This is a genomic window from Psychrobium sp. 1_MG-2023, from assembly GCF_030689115.1.
In the GTDB taxonomy this organism is placed as follows: Bacteria; Pseudomonadota; Gammaproteobacteria; order Enterobacterales; family Psychrobiaceae; genus Psychrobium.
Genome location: NZ_JAUYVJ010000042.1, coordinates 13,902 through 27,245, shown reverse-complemented (window position 1 = coordinate 27,245; position 13,344 = coordinate 13,902). Strand labels below are relative to the sequence as shown.

At 42.3% G+C, this 13,344-nt stretch carries 16 protein-coding genes; 10 read left to right on the top strand and 6 right to left on the bottom strand.

From position 1 onward, the window contains the following. Positions 1–411: 411 nt before the first annotated feature. A complete protein-coding gene (locus Q8W26_RS16665; protein WP_101213693.1) occupies positions 412–1,590 on the top strand; it encodes a multidrug effflux MFS transporter in 1,179 nt (392 codons plus the stop codon). A gap of 11 nt (positions 1,591–1,601) precedes the next feature. Here Q8W26_RS16665 and Q8W26_RS16660 read toward each other — a convergent pair whose 3' ends face one another. Beyond that, positions 1,602–2,219, bottom strand: a complete 618-nt coding sequence (locus tag Q8W26_RS16660; protein ID WP_101213692.1) for a DNA-J related domain-containing protein — start codon at positions 2,217–2,219, stop codon at positions 1,602–1,604. A gap of 110 nt (positions 2,220–2,329) precedes the next feature. Here Q8W26_RS16660 and Q8W26_RS16655 point away from each other — a divergent pair, with 110 nt between their 5' ends. The 8 genes from Q8W26_RS16655 to Q8W26_RS16620 all read left to right on the top strand — a co-directional run bounded on the left by Q8W26_RS16655 (position 2,330) and on the right by Q8W26_RS16620 (position 8,503). Then, entirely contained in the window at positions 2,330–4,687 is a 2,358-nt protein-coding gene (locus tag Q8W26_RS16655) for a DNA polymerase II (RefSeq protein WP_101213776.1), read from the top strand. 181 nt (positions 4,688–4,868) lie between these two features. Next, positions 4,869–5,201 (top strand): hypothetical protein, encoded by a 333-nt coding sequence (locus Q8W26_RS16650; protein ID WP_153071470.1) that lies wholly within the window; start codon positions 4,869–4,871, stop codon positions 5,199–5,201. A gap of 30 nt (positions 5,202–5,231) precedes the next feature. Further along, positions 5,232–5,666, top strand: coding sequence for a hypothetical protein (locus Q8W26_RS16645; RefSeq protein ID WP_101213690.1), 435 nt, complete (start codon positions 5,232–5,234; stop codon positions 5,664–5,666). Positions 5,667–5,959: 293 nt separating this feature from the next. Further along, the gene (locus tag Q8W26_RS16640; protein ID WP_101213689.1) at positions 5,960–6,460 is read left to right on the top strand and encodes a hypothetical protein; all 501 of its coding nucleotides are present in this window, start codon (positions 5,960–5,962) and stop codon (positions 6,458–6,460) included. A gap of 209 nt (positions 6,461–6,669) precedes the next feature. Next, positions 6,670–7,128 carry a DUF3291 domain-containing protein gene (locus tag Q8W26_RS16635; RefSeq protein WP_101213688.1) on the top strand — a complete coding sequence of 153 codons (459 nt, stop codon included), beginning with the start codon at positions 6,670–6,672 and terminating at the stop codon, positions 7,126–7,128. 81 nt (positions 7,129–7,209) lie between these two features. Then, positions 7,210–7,656, top strand: coding sequence for an HNH endonuclease (locus tag Q8W26_RS16630; RefSeq protein WP_305473788.1), 447 nt, complete (start codon positions 7,210–7,212; stop codon positions 7,654–7,656). A 123-nt stretch (positions 7,657–7,779) separates the two neighbouring features. Continuing rightward, positions 7,780–8,094 (top strand): heavy metal-binding domain-containing protein, encoded by a 315-nt coding sequence (locus tag Q8W26_RS16625; protein ID WP_101213686.1) that lies wholly within the window; start codon positions 7,780–7,782, stop codon positions 8,092–8,094. A gap of 193 nt (positions 8,095–8,287) precedes the next feature. After that, entirely contained in the window at positions 8,288–8,503 is a 216-nt protein-coding gene (locus Q8W26_RS16620) for a TIGR02450 family Trp-rich protein (RefSeq protein WP_101213685.1), read from the top strand. 44 nt (positions 8,504–8,547) lie between these two features. On the opposite strand, the gene Q8W26_RS16615 is transcribed toward Q8W26_RS16620, so the two are convergent. The 4 genes from Q8W26_RS16615 to Q8W26_RS16600 all read right to left on the bottom strand — a co-directional run bounded on the left by Q8W26_RS16615 (position 8,548) and on the right by Q8W26_RS16600 (position 11,384). Then, complete coding sequence (locus Q8W26_RS16615; protein WP_305473787.1) at positions 8,548–8,670, bottom strand: hypothetical protein; 123 nt, start codon at positions 8,668–8,670, stop codon at positions 8,548–8,550. A gap of 31 nt (positions 8,671–8,701) precedes the next feature. After that, a complete protein-coding gene (locus tag Q8W26_RS16610; RefSeq protein WP_305473786.1) occupies positions 8,702–8,857 on the bottom strand; it encodes a hypothetical protein in 156 nt (51 codons plus the stop codon). Positions 8,858–8,879: 22 nt separating this feature from the next. Further along, positions 8,880–10,289, bottom strand: a complete 1,410-nt coding sequence (locus Q8W26_RS16605) for a hypothetical protein (RefSeq protein ID WP_101213684.1) — start codon at positions 10,287–10,289, stop codon at positions 8,880–8,882. A 414-nt stretch (positions 10,290–10,703) separates the two neighbouring features. Beyond that, positions 10,704–11,384 (bottom strand): helix-turn-helix domain-containing protein, encoded by a 681-nt coding sequence (locus Q8W26_RS16600; protein WP_305473785.1) that lies wholly within the window; start codon positions 11,382–11,384, stop codon positions 10,704–10,706. A 133-nt stretch (positions 11,385–11,517) separates the two neighbouring features. Between Q8W26_RS16600 and Q8W26_RS16595 the strand changes: the two genes are divergently transcribed. Next, positions 11,518–12,813 carry a serine hydroxymethyltransferase gene (locus tag Q8W26_RS16595; protein ID WP_101213683.1) on the top strand — a complete coding sequence of 432 codons (1,296 nt, stop codon included), beginning with the start codon at positions 11,518–11,520 and terminating at the stop codon, positions 12,811–12,813. Between the two features lie 80 nt (positions 12,814–12,893). Here the strand turns inward: Q8W26_RS16595 and Q8W26_RS16590 are convergent, their stop codons facing one another. After that, complete coding sequence (locus tag Q8W26_RS16590) at positions 12,894–13,331, bottom strand: hypothetical protein (protein ID WP_101213682.1); 438 nt, start codon at positions 13,329–13,331, stop codon at positions 12,894–12,896. Positions 13,332–13,344 lie beyond the last annotated feature (13 nt).

Here is a 13,344-nt window from a genome sequence, read left to right as displayed (position 1 = left end):
TCCTGAAGCGCTTTTATTCAGGACCTCCACCAACGTCATCCTGAAAGTGGTTTATTCAGAACCTCCACCATCGTCATCCTGAAAGTAGGTTATTCAGGAGCTCGCTTCTAGCTTCCACCAAAACCAACAACAAACCGAGATCCCGGCTAAAAGCATGCCGGGAAGACAAATAATCGTCGTCCTGAAGCGCTTTTATTCAGGACCTCCACCAACGTCATCCTGAAAGTGGTTTATTCAGAACCTCCACCAACGTCATTCTGAAAGTGGTTTATTCAGAACCTCCAACCTCAACAACAGCCTGCAAACTTTTATGTTAACTTGCTTAGTAAAACAAAAACCAACGGTTTATCTCAACCAAAAAAAGATCTAAACTTGCGCCCCTTTTCCTGATAACAGCAGCGCCGTGTAGAAATGAATGTATCAAAGACCTTAATAGCATTGATGATAACACTCGTGCTCTTTAGTCCATTGGCTATTGATATTTATCTTCCAGCATTGCCATTAATCAGCGAAGAGTTTGCCATTAGCAACGCCAAAGCCCAAGACACCATTACTTGGTTTATGATTGCAATGGGACTCGGTCAATTACTCGCAGGACCATTGGCGGATCGTTTTGGTCGCCGCCCCATCGCCATTGCAGGCATCATCATTTATGGTTTAAGTTCACTACTGGCATGGTGGGCAGCACAAATAGAACTACTACTTGCCGCGCGCTTAATTCAAGGGATTGGCGCATGTGCAACATCAGTTGCTGCCTTTGCCACCGTCAGAGATAGCTTTGGCCCAGAACGCAGCGGCCGCATGATAAGTTATCTCAATGGCGCAATTTGTTTTATTCCTGCTCTGGCTCCGCTACTTGGTGCATGGCTCACCATTCAATTTGGCTGGCGCAGCAACTTTAGCTTTATGGCGCTATTTGCTTTGGTCGTGCTGTTTTTTATTGTACGTTTTTTTGAAGAAACTAAACCCAGCAATACCGTAAGCCACGCAAAACTTATCAATCGTGAACAATACATTAGCGTATTACGCGAACCCACTTTCATATTCCACGCTACCTTATGTCTGCTCGCCATGGCGGTAATTTTAGCTTATGTCACCTCAGCGCCAGTCTATTTAATTACACAGCTAGGGCTAAGCATGGAGCAATTCACATTTTGGTTTAGTATTAATGCCGTGCTAAATATTGCCGCCAGTTTACTCGCACCACGCTACATGGATAAATTCGGTAGTTTCTTTGCGCTCAATACAGGCTTAATCGTCCTTGTGTTAGGCGGTTTTGCCATGTTATTGCTCAGTGGCTTCAATCAGCCTTGGGCGTTTATGTTACCGATCTTTTTCTCATCCGTTGGCTTTGCGCTGGTATTAGGCTCAAGCGCAGGTAAAGCACTCGCCCCTTTTGGCGACAGAGCCGGAGTTGCCGCGGCACTACTTGGGCTATTTCAAATGACAGGGGCAGGATTATTAGTGGGCTTAATGCAGCGAATCGATATTAGCGATAGTGTGTTATTAAGTGTGCAAATGCTATTACTGGCCCCGGGGTTAGTGTTACTAAACTTAAGTTACGGTAAGCGCTGGCACCAGCATTCTTAAATAGGTACAGGTTAAGGCTTTAACACCTGCCACGCTTGGCACACTAGACGAAACTGAGCGCTATCACCACCCTCACGGTCTGGGTGCCATCGTAGCGCTAATTCTCGCCAACGCTTGCAAATCAACCGAGGGGCGGTGTCAGCATCTAACTCAAAGACAGCCAAGGCTTTATCGCGCGCTAACCCTGTCGTTGTTGTCACAAACGCTTGCTGATACCGTAACCAAAAGCTGGTTAATAACTCGGTAATTTCATCTTCTTCAGCATCAAAGTGACGCCAATCAAGGTAATAATCTGCCAGCGCGTTTTTATCATCACCCACTAATGCCAGCTCATCCCCCTTAACGTCAGATAAAGCAATGTGTAATGACGACACGCTAAGGCGCTGTGTAGGCAACACGAATTGTTGCAACTGAAATAAAGCATTCATCACCAAGAAATTTGCCTTAAACAGTACTTGATTAGGTTCACCTACAAACTCCGGCAAAATTGCTTGCTCACGTAATGCAGTGACTAGATGATGTACTTTCCATGGTTCATCTTGACTATTAAGTAAACTTAAAATCGGCCAAACTAAAGGGTTGTCATCATCAAAACGATGACTAATTGACTCGTCAGGAAGGTTCAACATACATAATACTCATCAGCGTAAGAAGATAAATTATCTTAAATTCAAGAACTGCTGCTGTCCATGGTATATTGTCTTTATCACTTTACTAACCACGAATGCTCTTTTTGTTCATGAACACCTCACAACACGGCTTTTTACTTACCCAACAATCAGTTGATATTGCAGGCAAAGCGCAAATAGAACTGTGGCTAGCAACACCACAAGGGCCAGCACAACTGATTATTGAAGGGCAACAACCGGTGTTTTTCATTGCTCAGCAAGACATTGAACAAGCGAGTAAGGTGCTACATTCCAACCAAATTCAGTTTCGTGCCAAGCCATTAGCCTTAACCACCTTTGAACAACAACCTGTTACTGCCCTTTACTTTAATAGCATCAGCCACAGCCGCAGCGCCGCATATCAATTAAAGCAAAGCTTGGTCAAACAATATGAAAATGATTTTAGGCTAGATCAGCGCTTCTTAATGGAGCGGTTTATTTGCGGCGGTATCGAATTTAGCGGTCAGCACCAAGCGCGCCTTGGCTACGATAATTACCAACAGGTAAAAATCAGGCCTTCACAATACACCCCAACCTTAACCACCTTATCACTGGATATTGAGTGTTCAGAGCGCGGTGAACTTTACTCAATTGGGCTTGATTTAAACCATCACGATTACCAAAAAGTTATTATGATTGGGCCCGCCGTTGAATGTGAACATGATTATGTGCATTGGGTTGATGATGAAGCGCAGTTGTTAGAACAGCTGGAGCGCGAGATTGCTGCCACCGACCCTGACATCATCGTCGGTTGGAACGTAATTAACTTTGATTTTCGCTTGCTAGTCAAACGCGCCCAATATCACGGAAAAAAACTGCGCCTTGGTCGTGGTGATAGTTTTGTGCATTGGCGCGAGTCGAATGTTGATAACAATGGCTATATTAGTATTCCCGGTCGTGTCGTGGTCGACGGCATCGATGCCCTCAAATCCGCGACCTATCACTTTGCCAGTTTTAGCCTCGACTTTGTCGCCAACGCACTACTTAATCGCGGGAAAATAAGCGAAAACGTGCATAATCGTATGGCGGAAATTAATCATAATTTTCGACATGATAAGCCAGCGCTTGCGGCCTATAACTTAGAAGATTGCCGCTTAGTTAACGAGATATTTAATCACATCAAATTGCTTGATTACTTAATCTTTCGCAGCAAACTCACTGGGCTATTACTCGATCGTGTCGGTGGCTCAGTCGCTGCCTTTACTAACCTCTATTTACCTAAGCTGCACCGCGCAGGCTATGTGGCGCCCAACTTGCCACCCGACGGTGGGCTTGCCAGCCCCGGTGGCTATGTCATGGACTCCAAACCGGGCCTTTATGAAAACGTATTAGTGCTAGATTTTAAAAGCCTGTATCCATCAATTATTCGTACTTTTAAAATCGATCCTATGGGCTTAATCGAAGGCTTAAAACACCCAGAACAAGCCATTGAGGGTTTTAAAAAAGCGAAGTTCTCTCGGCAGCAGCACTTTTTACCACAAATCATCACCGATTTGTGGCAACAGCGCGATCAAGCAAAAAAGGATCAAGACAGTGCACGATCCCAAGCAATTAAAATTATCATGAACTCGTTTTATGGCGTGTTAGGCTCTGGCGGCTGTCGTTTTTACGACACGCGGTTAGCAAGCTCAATTACCATGCGCGGTCATCAGATTATTCAACAAACAGCGCAGTGGATTGAAGAGAAGTATCAGGTCATCTATGGCGATACCGATTCAGTCTTTGTTCTTGTGGGGGATGGCGTCACCAATGAACAGGCCAATCAAATTGGTCGTGAGTTAGCACAAGATATAAACCAGCGTTGGGTTGAACTATTGCGCCAAGAGCATCAACTAGAATGCCAACTTGAACTAGAGTTTGAAACCCTCTATCAACGATTTTTAATGCCAACAATTCGTGGGTCAGACATGGGCAGTAAAAAGCGTTATGCCGGACTGCTGCAAAAAGGAGACAAAACCGAGCTAATCTTTAAAGGATTAGAAAATGTGCGAACCGACTGGACTGAACTGGCACGAGATTTTCAGCATGAACTTTATCGATTGGTGTTCGACCAACAAGACCCACGCGAACTAGTGTTATCTACCGTAGAAAAAGTTAAACAAGGCGAGCTCGATGATAAGCTAATTTATAGCAAGCGCCTTCGTCGTAACCTCGCTCACTATGTTAAAAACGTGCCGCCGCAGGTCAAAGCCGCACGCATTGCCGATGAAAAAAATGCCGAGCTAGGCAGACCGCTGCAATATCAAAACAAAGGGGTGATTAGTTACGTTATTACCGTCAATGGCCCCGAACCAGTCGACTACACCACCAGCCCAATCGATTATCAACATTACATCGATAAGCAACTCGAACCTGTCGCTGATGGTATCTTACCGTTCATTGATTTAACTTTTAATCAGATCACCGATATTCAGATGGGGTTGTTTTGAGAACAGGCGTGATAATATAAAGGTTAAGTAACCATATGAATCAGCAGTCTAAATTGTTAATATTACTGACTTAAATCACACGATTGGTGCTTTCAATTAATTCGTTATGAAAATAAATGCAAAGGGAATTGTTTTAGGGTTTGCAGCATTATTGGCTTTAAGTGTTTTAAGGTCGATATTATTGTCTTTATTTAAAGGTTACATTGCTACGGACCTCTTCGGTGCGCAAGGCGCATACTCCTATGAAGATCAGCTGTTAATTATGGAGCAAACGAGTGTTGTCATTGTTGATTTACTATCAACGCTATTACTATTAGCAATCCCCTGTTTCATTTCAGCCAAAAACAGTCAAGGACATGAACAAGAAAACTCTTTAGCAATGCTTGCTGCCATTTCACTATTACTTTTGCTTTTCCAGCCTCTAGCTAGCGTTATTGTTATATCTATTTTAGGTATCGTAATCGCCACATTATCTGCAAAATTAGCTATCATACTCAACAAAAAGCACAATTAAAGTCTCAATCCCATATAAGGAAGTCACACATTGAAATATTTAATCCTGCTATCAAGCCTATTCTTAACAGCCTGTAGTTCAACACCTAGCAGCTTTAATATCACGGAAACCATGAACATTATAGCATTAGCTGAAGAGCATGCACCTCAAGGCATAAAGGGTGTATTTAAATTCAAGATCAAAGCATCGGGGGTGGTAAGAGGTAAGGTGTATCTAAATACAGAACTTGATTATCGTGATAGGCGGTCAATCAGTGTTTCAATTGCACCTCAGTTAGTCCCAGAGTTCGTCCAACAATATGGTGAAGCTCCGGACTCTTTTTTTATTAATAAAAAGATTGAAGTAACCGGTCAAGCCAAGCGCATTAAAATTCTATTTATTTCTAACGGACGTGCAACTGAAAAATATTATTATCAAACACACGTTGAAATTAATGCTCTAGAACAGATAAAGCTTATTGGTTAATAATGACAAGTTTTATAACAGAAAAGTACCCCTTTAAAAATTAGCACTATGCCAATTTATAGTTTTCAATCCACTAGATGCCACAGATGCAAGCTGCAATACAGTTCAACAGTGTATCAGTGCCCGCATTGCGCAGGCTTAACCGATGAAGAGGCAGTATACGTTAAGAACAAATATCAGCAGCAATCCTTAGAGAGTAATGCTGCCTTAGCAAAGAATTTTCGTTGTTTATTTCTGATCACTGTCATTATAGTGGTTTTACTTCTGTACTTCACAAACTAGCATAGTTATACATGAACTCATTACTGCAAGTTATTACTCTAACCGCATTGCTATTCCCACTATTCGTGCCTTTAAAAGTGGTTGCACAAGGACATGATGCGCTTGTACGGCAAGCACAAAAGCAGCAATTAAGGCAGTACCTTGCCAATGAATTATCACTAAATGAACAGTGTGATTTTACAAGTGAAGTTAATCAATTGGATCCATCAAAAGCACAGGCTCTTGCCCGTTCAGAATATGCTAAAGATGATATATATTTTTACGGTGTGATGGATGGAATGGGCCCTAGTCGGCCAAACTTTGAATTTAAACCAACCAAGTGTGTGATTCTATTTTCAAAATGGCATTACATTAATGCTGGTGGTGATGTTATTAGCTGTAAAGGGCAAATGAATTTAGCCAATAGAGCACTGGAGTTCGCTGGCTTATTTAACATCGAAATGACAAAACTTGTGAGGCAAGATGCTAAGTCTTACTCATGCCCGGAAGCAATCACACGCCCGAGTTCCTAAAGTGAGCATGAGCTATGAGTCCATTGTCACACCGCCAGTACGATTCTAGGCACTTCAACTAAAATCATCGCAGTAAGATTAATTTAACGTCTACTAACACATTCATTAGTTGAATATTTATATTGTAATAATTTCATTATGATACCGAACTGAAATTAAAGATAAACCCAAGTGTAGCAATTAAACTCTTTAACTAAATAAGGATCTCTATGCACCTCGCCCAGCTCAACATCGCCAAAGCCAAATATGCGCTAGATGCGCCCGAGATTAAAGACTTCGTCGATAATCTAGACCCTGTCAATAAAATCGCTGAGTCCAGTGAAGGGTTTATTTGGCGCTTACAAGATGACAGTGGCGACGCAACCAATGTTCAGGCGTTCTCAGATCCTAGCATTATCATTAACATGTCAGTGTGGAGCTGTGCGGATGCGCTAAAGAACTTCATGTTTCGCACCCATCATCGTGACTTTATGCGTCGTAAAAAAGAATGGTTCGAGCCAATTGCCGATGATAGCTATGTATTATGGTGGATTCCTGTTGGCCATATTCCTACTGTAGAGGAAGGTGTTGAGAAGCTTGAGTACCTTCGTAACAACAGTGACACGCCAGATGCCTTTACGTTTAAGAGTCACTTTAGTGCCCAAGAGTATCTAGCCAGTATCGCTTAATGTGTTTACAAACCGCTAAAGCAATATTAAAGTCACTCAAAAATAGCGTTAGTGCTTAATACAAATACAAGGAAGCATCGTGTGTTTAATGTGACTTATCGGTTAAGCAATAGTACCCGTCGAAAGGCTTATAAGACCGAGGTAGGTGCACTGCGGGCTATATGGAAGTGGCTAGTAAAAAATAAAAGTAACCACTTCAAGCTCGCCATCTTATACTCTCCATCATTAGAACCCAGAGAGTTTACCGATGACTCTCAGCTGCCGTTTGAACAAAAGCAAGCAAACGATGCGGACTTTTACTCAACTCAGCAATGGAAAGAACTGCGTTATCGCGCATTTAAGCAATATCAAAACAAATGCGCCTGTTGCGGTGCGACACCTGAGACTGGCGCGGTGCTTCATGTTGATCATATCAAGCCACGTTCAAAATACCCTGAGCTCGCACTCTGTTTAGACAATTTGCAAATACTCTGCGAGATATGCAATATTGGCAAGCTAAATCACGATCAAACGAAGTGGCGAACTTAACTATCGATGAGAAAATCTGTCACAACATTTTATCTGTTCGACATTAAAAATGTAACGTATATCAAGCTCACTATCACCAAGTGATGCAGCTACACGAAGCTTTCAAACGTTCAAGGAAATACTATGATTTATTCAACAACAGAGACTATTCCCGGCCAAGAAATTTCAGCCATTGTTGGCGTCGTTACTGGCAATGTAGTGCAATCAAAACACATTGGCCGAGACATCATGGCAGGATTAAAGGGTATTGTCGGCGGTGAAATTCGCGGTTACACCGAAATGCTATCAGAAGCGCGCGATCTTGCTATAGAACGACTAGTGCAAAGTGCCACCGAGAAAGGCGCTGATGCCGTGGTCGGTATCCGTTTTACCACCAGCGCTATTATGGATGGCTCATCTGAAATCATGGTGTTTGGCACAGCAGTTAAACTGAAATAATGATAACTATGGGGCAGGCACTAATTCATTCGGGTGTAGAAAAAGTTTCTGTCCCACTTTCCCTCATTTTCCGCTTTACGGCGCTCTAAATATTTGCTGATTGATTTAACTATACTGAACTTTTTATCTGTTTAGTTCGTACATACAAGTAGCCTTTAATGAATAAACAACCACTTTTATGTACGGAGTGATTATGAACCAAATAAACCCTGCCAAATTACCCAATAGCAAATGGACTGCAATAAAGCCTAACAATAAGGAAAAACATTTTTTGATATCAGAAGTCGAGTTTGAAGAAGATGGCTCTGTCATATCATGTAAATTAGAAGCCGTCCTGTCTAAAAATGAATATCAAATCGATTGGACTGAGCTAAAAGATAATGACAAATGGATTCAAGGGTGGCATTAAGTGACTTAACATTCGGTCACTTAAACAATCTATTGCAATGGTAATTAGATTTTAGTGACTTTCTTTACTTCAAGAATAAAGTCGGTCTTAAAAGGCTCATTAGGTTTTATAGCTAGTTTTCCAGTCGCAGCAATATTCTTTCCCGCTGAACCAGCAAATTTATACATAACGTTCTGTGTTTTTGCCTTTAAAAGATAACTATGGGACAAGCAATAATTCATTCTGGTGTTGAAGTAGTGCCTGTCCTATTTTCTTGTCGTGATTAACGATTAATCGATAAAAAGCAACAGTGACTTGTGCCGCTAGCGCGACACAAAAGTCAGGTTGATGCCTTGACAGCAAGGGAGCGTCCATATATGTCCCATTTTATGTTTTTTTATAAATGAACAGTAACTTTCTGCTGAGTATCTACCATCAAAAAACTAGCTAGCCGTTGCTCGTTATTGTAACTCAATGTAATTTCATCTTCGAAACGCCACCTTCCCCAGTTTTTCGTATCACTTAGATATCCAGCCCAAACCATCTTGTTACCCTCGGTATTACAAACATAGCTCCACGTTGTATTATCCAGTGACCTTACATACCGTACATACACATTATTACCATCTGTTCTATAATGCGTAATGATGCTTGGCTGTTTATGAAAAAGCTTGCCAATATATACTTTACACACTTTAACTTGCTCAACGGTTGACCAGTTTTTTTTCTGAGTTACCCTTGTTTTTTCATCTGCCTTGTTTGTTACAATTGCAATCAACATTATAAGAGCGATAAAACCAACTACATAATGATCTGAGTAACTCGCGATATAACTTTTATACCAACCTTCGTTTTGTTCACTTTTAGCCTTAGAATCTGCGTTGGTTTTTAGTTGTTTCTTTAAATCACGATTAACAGACCTAATTTTAATAGTTAGCGCAACGAAGGTTCCCCCGGCTATTAATGATACTAGCGTTAATAATACATCACGCAATACCCCATCATGATGTGGAGTAAACAAAAGAGATAGGCCAAAAATCAAGGCAATCAGTGATAAAAAAAGATAAAAAACCAAGGAGTCTAGAGAGCTAAATGATACACTATTTCGCCCACTCTGCTTCACTTCTACGCTCCCGGGACTATTAATTTGCTCAGGTATTGATAAACCATAGTCTTTAACAAGCTGGTCAATTATTACCTGTGGTTGTAATTTATCTCCCATTACCATTATTACTTTATTTAGCTCTAAAGACGCTTCCTCTTGCTTTTCCAATAGTAGTTGCTTCGCAAACTTAATAACTGTAGTGTTAGTTCCAAAATATGAGCAGAGAAAAAGTTTATTTAACTCCTTAGCAACTTGTTCCGGTGATTCGAATGATTGATTAACTAGAGTTTGAACTCGAAAGGTATATGCTAATCTCGGAGAAAACTTTGCCAATGATTGTTCTAGTGATAATAATACTGGCTTATATTTAGTTGCTACAAGCCACTCATCATCTAGACTGGCAGAGAGTTTATCAAGGTATTCAATATCTATTTCACTAGTAATTTTATATTTACATACCGCCTGAAGGTTAGCCGCTAACTTATTATCATATTCTTTTTTTGGTTCTTTCTGACTCAAAATAGCATATGCTTCATCTAGGCTCTCGGCTCTCGGGAAAGACTTCATTGTGTCAGCTTCACATACTTGTTTAGCTAGGTCATACGCTCGTTGTAACACAGCACCATCAAGCCTAGGTATTAGCCCCAGTAAGCCGTAATAATCATTCTCCAAAGCCATGGTAAATCCTTTTAACACTTGCATTTTATAATATGCCTTAGTGTAACCCTTTCTTATTTAACATTCACTAATATTAAAGTTTTCAATCAATTCTATCTATTATATATAATTAAACTCTTCCGGGGATTCTGGGGCTGGCACTAAAATATTCATATTCAAGCCAGTAAGCCTCAATGAAAAGCCCTAGCGGTATGTTATTAGCAAGCGTTAAACCGCAGGGATGTGGTTTTCGAGCGCCCCATGGATGGGCTTGAGCGTCTTGCGGTTAACATGCCGTTGGGGCTTTGATTCGTGACCAATTTGAAAGTTAGACAGGCTGTTTGAGATCCTGACTAAAAGCATGTCAGGATGACCAAGGGAGTAACAGGCTGTAGAGGTCCCGGCTAAAACACTGCCAGGACGACGAGGTATGGGATACTTCTAGGATGAAGGCAAGGGTTAGCGCGCCGTAACCCATAAAATCAATGCGTCGTCTTGGCTGGTTGAAATGACCACGTGTCCCATGGTCGCATCATAATAAACACTATCGCCAACATCGAGTTTAGTTGGCTCGTAAAACTCAGTGTAAATCTCAACTTGCCCTTCAAGAACAAGTAAGAACTCTTCCCCTTCGTGGCGTACCCAGTCGCCGTAATCATCAAATGAACGCGCGTGAATACGGCTGCGATACGGCATCATTTTCTTGTTACTTAGCTGGGTTGATAATAGCTCATGCTCGTAAGTCGAGGTTAGGTGGGGCTTGCCCTCGCCTAGTTTGGTGACATCACGGCGGCCAGTAGCTTGGGCAACGTCAGGTTTGGTGAATAGCTGTGGGATATCGATATTTAAACCTGCCGCCAGTTTTTGCATCACGGCGAAGGTTGGTGAGATCTGTTCATTTTCAATTTTAGATAAGGTTGAACGCGCTAAGCCAGTGAGCTTACCCGCTTCTTCAAGCGTTAGTTTATTTTTCTTGCGGATCGCTTTGACTTGTTTCCCTAATTGCATCGGCTCAACAATACGCTCTTGCTGATCACTATCGGCTACAACCATTGAAGGGTATACATCTGTTGTCATTATTCGCTCACCTGCACTCACACTATCCAATAGGGTAATTGTTGCATAAAAAGCACCATTCATAAACACCCACGGTAAAAGTTACCTATTAGACCCACAACACACAAATAAGAGAAAAAGTTTCCAATAGGAAACTTTTGTACTATAGTTGAGAAAAACCAGTAAAACACTTCAGTCATTAAAAAGAGAACAAACGATGAAAAGTAATTACAGTTCTTATGAATTAGAGCATTTTTTTGCCTCAGGTTTAGCCGCTGTTGACGGTGCGGTCCAAATGGCGATTGAATTAGAAACCAAACGCCAAGAACAACAAATCGAATTAATCGCTTCAGAAAACATTGTCTCTAAGGCGGTTATCGAAGCGCAAGGTAGTGCGTTAACCAATAAATACGCCGAAGGCTATCCGGGTCGTCGTTACTACGGTGGCTGTGAACATGTCGACCTTGTCGAACAGCTAGCCATTGATCGTGCGAAACAAATCTTTAACTGTGAGTTTGTTAACGTTCAGCCACACTCTGGTGCGCAAGCCAATGGTGCAGTGACACTCGCGCTATTACAACCGGGTGACACCATCTTAGGTATGTCGCTTGATGCAGGGGGTCATTTAACCCATGGCGCAAAACCAGCGCAATCAGGCAAGTGGTTTAATGCCGTGCAATATGGTGTGTGTAAAGACACCATGCAAATCGACTACGACCAAGTACTCGAACAAGCTAAAGCCCACCAGCCGAAACTAATTATTGCTGGCGGCTCGGCCATTCCACGCCAAATTGACTTCGCACGTTTTAGAGCGATTGCCGATGAAGTCGGCGCTCTGTTAATGGTTGATATGGCCCATATCGCCGGCTTAGTCGCCAGTGGTCACCACCCAAGCCCGTTCCCACATGCGGATATAGTGACAACGACAACGCACAAAACATTGCGCGGTCCTCGCGGCGGCATGATCTTGACTAACCACAGTGATATCGCGAAGAAAATCAATTCCGCGGTTTTTCCGGGGTTACAAGGTGGTCCACTAATGCATGTAATTGCCGCGAAAGCCGTTGCTTTGGGTGAAGTGTTAGAGCCAGAATTTCACGCCTACATTGGTCAGGTGATCACCAATGCTCGCGCCCTAGCAAGCACCTTAATTGAACGCGGTTGCGATATTGTCACTGGCGGCACAGATACGCATTTAATGCTGGTTGATCTTCGTCCAAAAGGACTTAAAGGTAATGCCGCTGAAGAGAGTTTAGAGCGCGCCGGGATCACCTGTAACAAAAACGGTATTCCGTTTGATCCAGAAAAACCAATGGTGACTTCTGGTATTCGCCTAGGCACACCCGCTGGCACCAGTCGTGGCTTTAGCGATCAAGACTTTGTCGCTATCGGTCATTGGATTGGCGATGTCCTTGATGGCCTAGTAGCGAACCCAGATGATAATTCAGCGGTCGAGCAGCAAGTACAGGCTAAAGTGCAGCAGTTATGTGAGAAATACCCGCTCTATCGTTAATCCCTCTTATTGAATTGAGCATACTAAAAAGCCCCTTCATTAAACAAATGAAGGGGCTTTTTTATTCAACAACCTAATGATTAAATCACCCGCCACTGCTTTTTTAAACCAATCAGGTGAACAAGACCAACGCTTAAACAGATCACCGAGCTCCATATCCAAAACTCTGGACTGCGCCCTATCGGATTATTAATAAAAAAGAACCCTGCAACGCCACGAGCTAAATAAATCAACGTAATCAAAGATAACCCTAGACGTAACAAGGGCAAGCGTTTAATTACGCCCGCGCCAGACATCGCATAAAGCGCCCAAATAAATAACACTACGGCAATAAAACTGGTGATAATCGCTGGCTGAATGCTACCCTGCTCTGCCATCAGTGCCATTTGCTCTCCAGCACCGAAAAGTCGATACCAGCTCGCGCCAAAATAAATACAGCCTAAATGTAACAGTGCCGCCAGCGCACTTAAACCAGCTGCGAGCTTAAGTAGGTTATTTGAGGTTAATTGTTGACTCATTGAACTCCCTTAT

Bases quoted from the DNA above. Each gene is read 5' to 3' on its own strand.
- Q8W26_RS16665 (WP_101213693.1), top strand. From the start codon at position 412: ATGAATGTATCAAAGACCTTAATAGCATTGATGATAACACTCGTGCTC.
- Q8W26_RS16660 (WP_101213692.1), bottom strand. From the start codon at position 2,219: ATGTTGAACCTTCCTGACGAGTCAATTAGTCATCGTTTTGATGATGAC.
- Q8W26_RS16655 (WP_101213776.1), top strand. From the start codon at position 2,330: ATGAACACCTCACAACACGGCTTTTTACTTACCCAACAATCAGTTGAT.
- Q8W26_RS16640 (WP_101213689.1), top strand. From the start codon at position 5,960: ATGAACTCATTACTGCAAGTTATTACTCTAACCGCATTGCTATTCCCA.
- Q8W26_RS16635 (WP_101213688.1), top strand. From the start codon at position 6,670: ATGCACCTCGCCCAGCTCAACATCGCCAAAGCCAAATATGCGCTAGAT.
- Q8W26_RS16625 (WP_101213686.1), top strand. From the start codon at position 7,780: ATGATTTATTCAACAACAGAGACTATTCCCGGCCAAGAAATTTCAGCC.
- Q8W26_RS16620 (WP_101213685.1), top strand. From the start codon at position 8,288: ATGAACCAAATAAACCCTGCCAAATTACCCAATAGCAAATGGACTGCA.
- Q8W26_RS16615 (WP_305473787.1), bottom strand. From the start codon at position 8,670: ATGTATAAATTTGCTGGTTCAGCGGGAAAGAATATTGCTGCGACTGGA.
- Q8W26_RS16610 (WP_305473786.1), bottom strand. From the start codon at position 8,857: ATGGACGCTCCCTTGCTGTCAAGGCATCAACCTGACTTTTGTGTCGCG.
- Q8W26_RS16605 (WP_101213684.1), bottom strand. From the start codon at position 10,289: ATGCAAGTGTTAAAAGGATTTACCATGGCTTTGGAGAATGATTATTAC.
- Q8W26_RS16600 (WP_305473785.1), bottom strand. From the start codon at position 11,384: ATGAATGGTGCTTTTTATGCAACAATTACCCTATTGGATAGTGTGAGT.
- Q8W26_RS16595 (WP_101213683.1), top strand. From the start codon at position 11,518: ATGAAAAGTAATTACAGTTCTTATGAATTAGAGCATTTTTTTGCCTCA.
- Q8W26_RS16590 (WP_101213682.1), bottom strand. From the start codon at position 13,331: ATGAGTCAACAATTAACCTCAAATAACCTACTTAAGCTCGCAGCTGGT.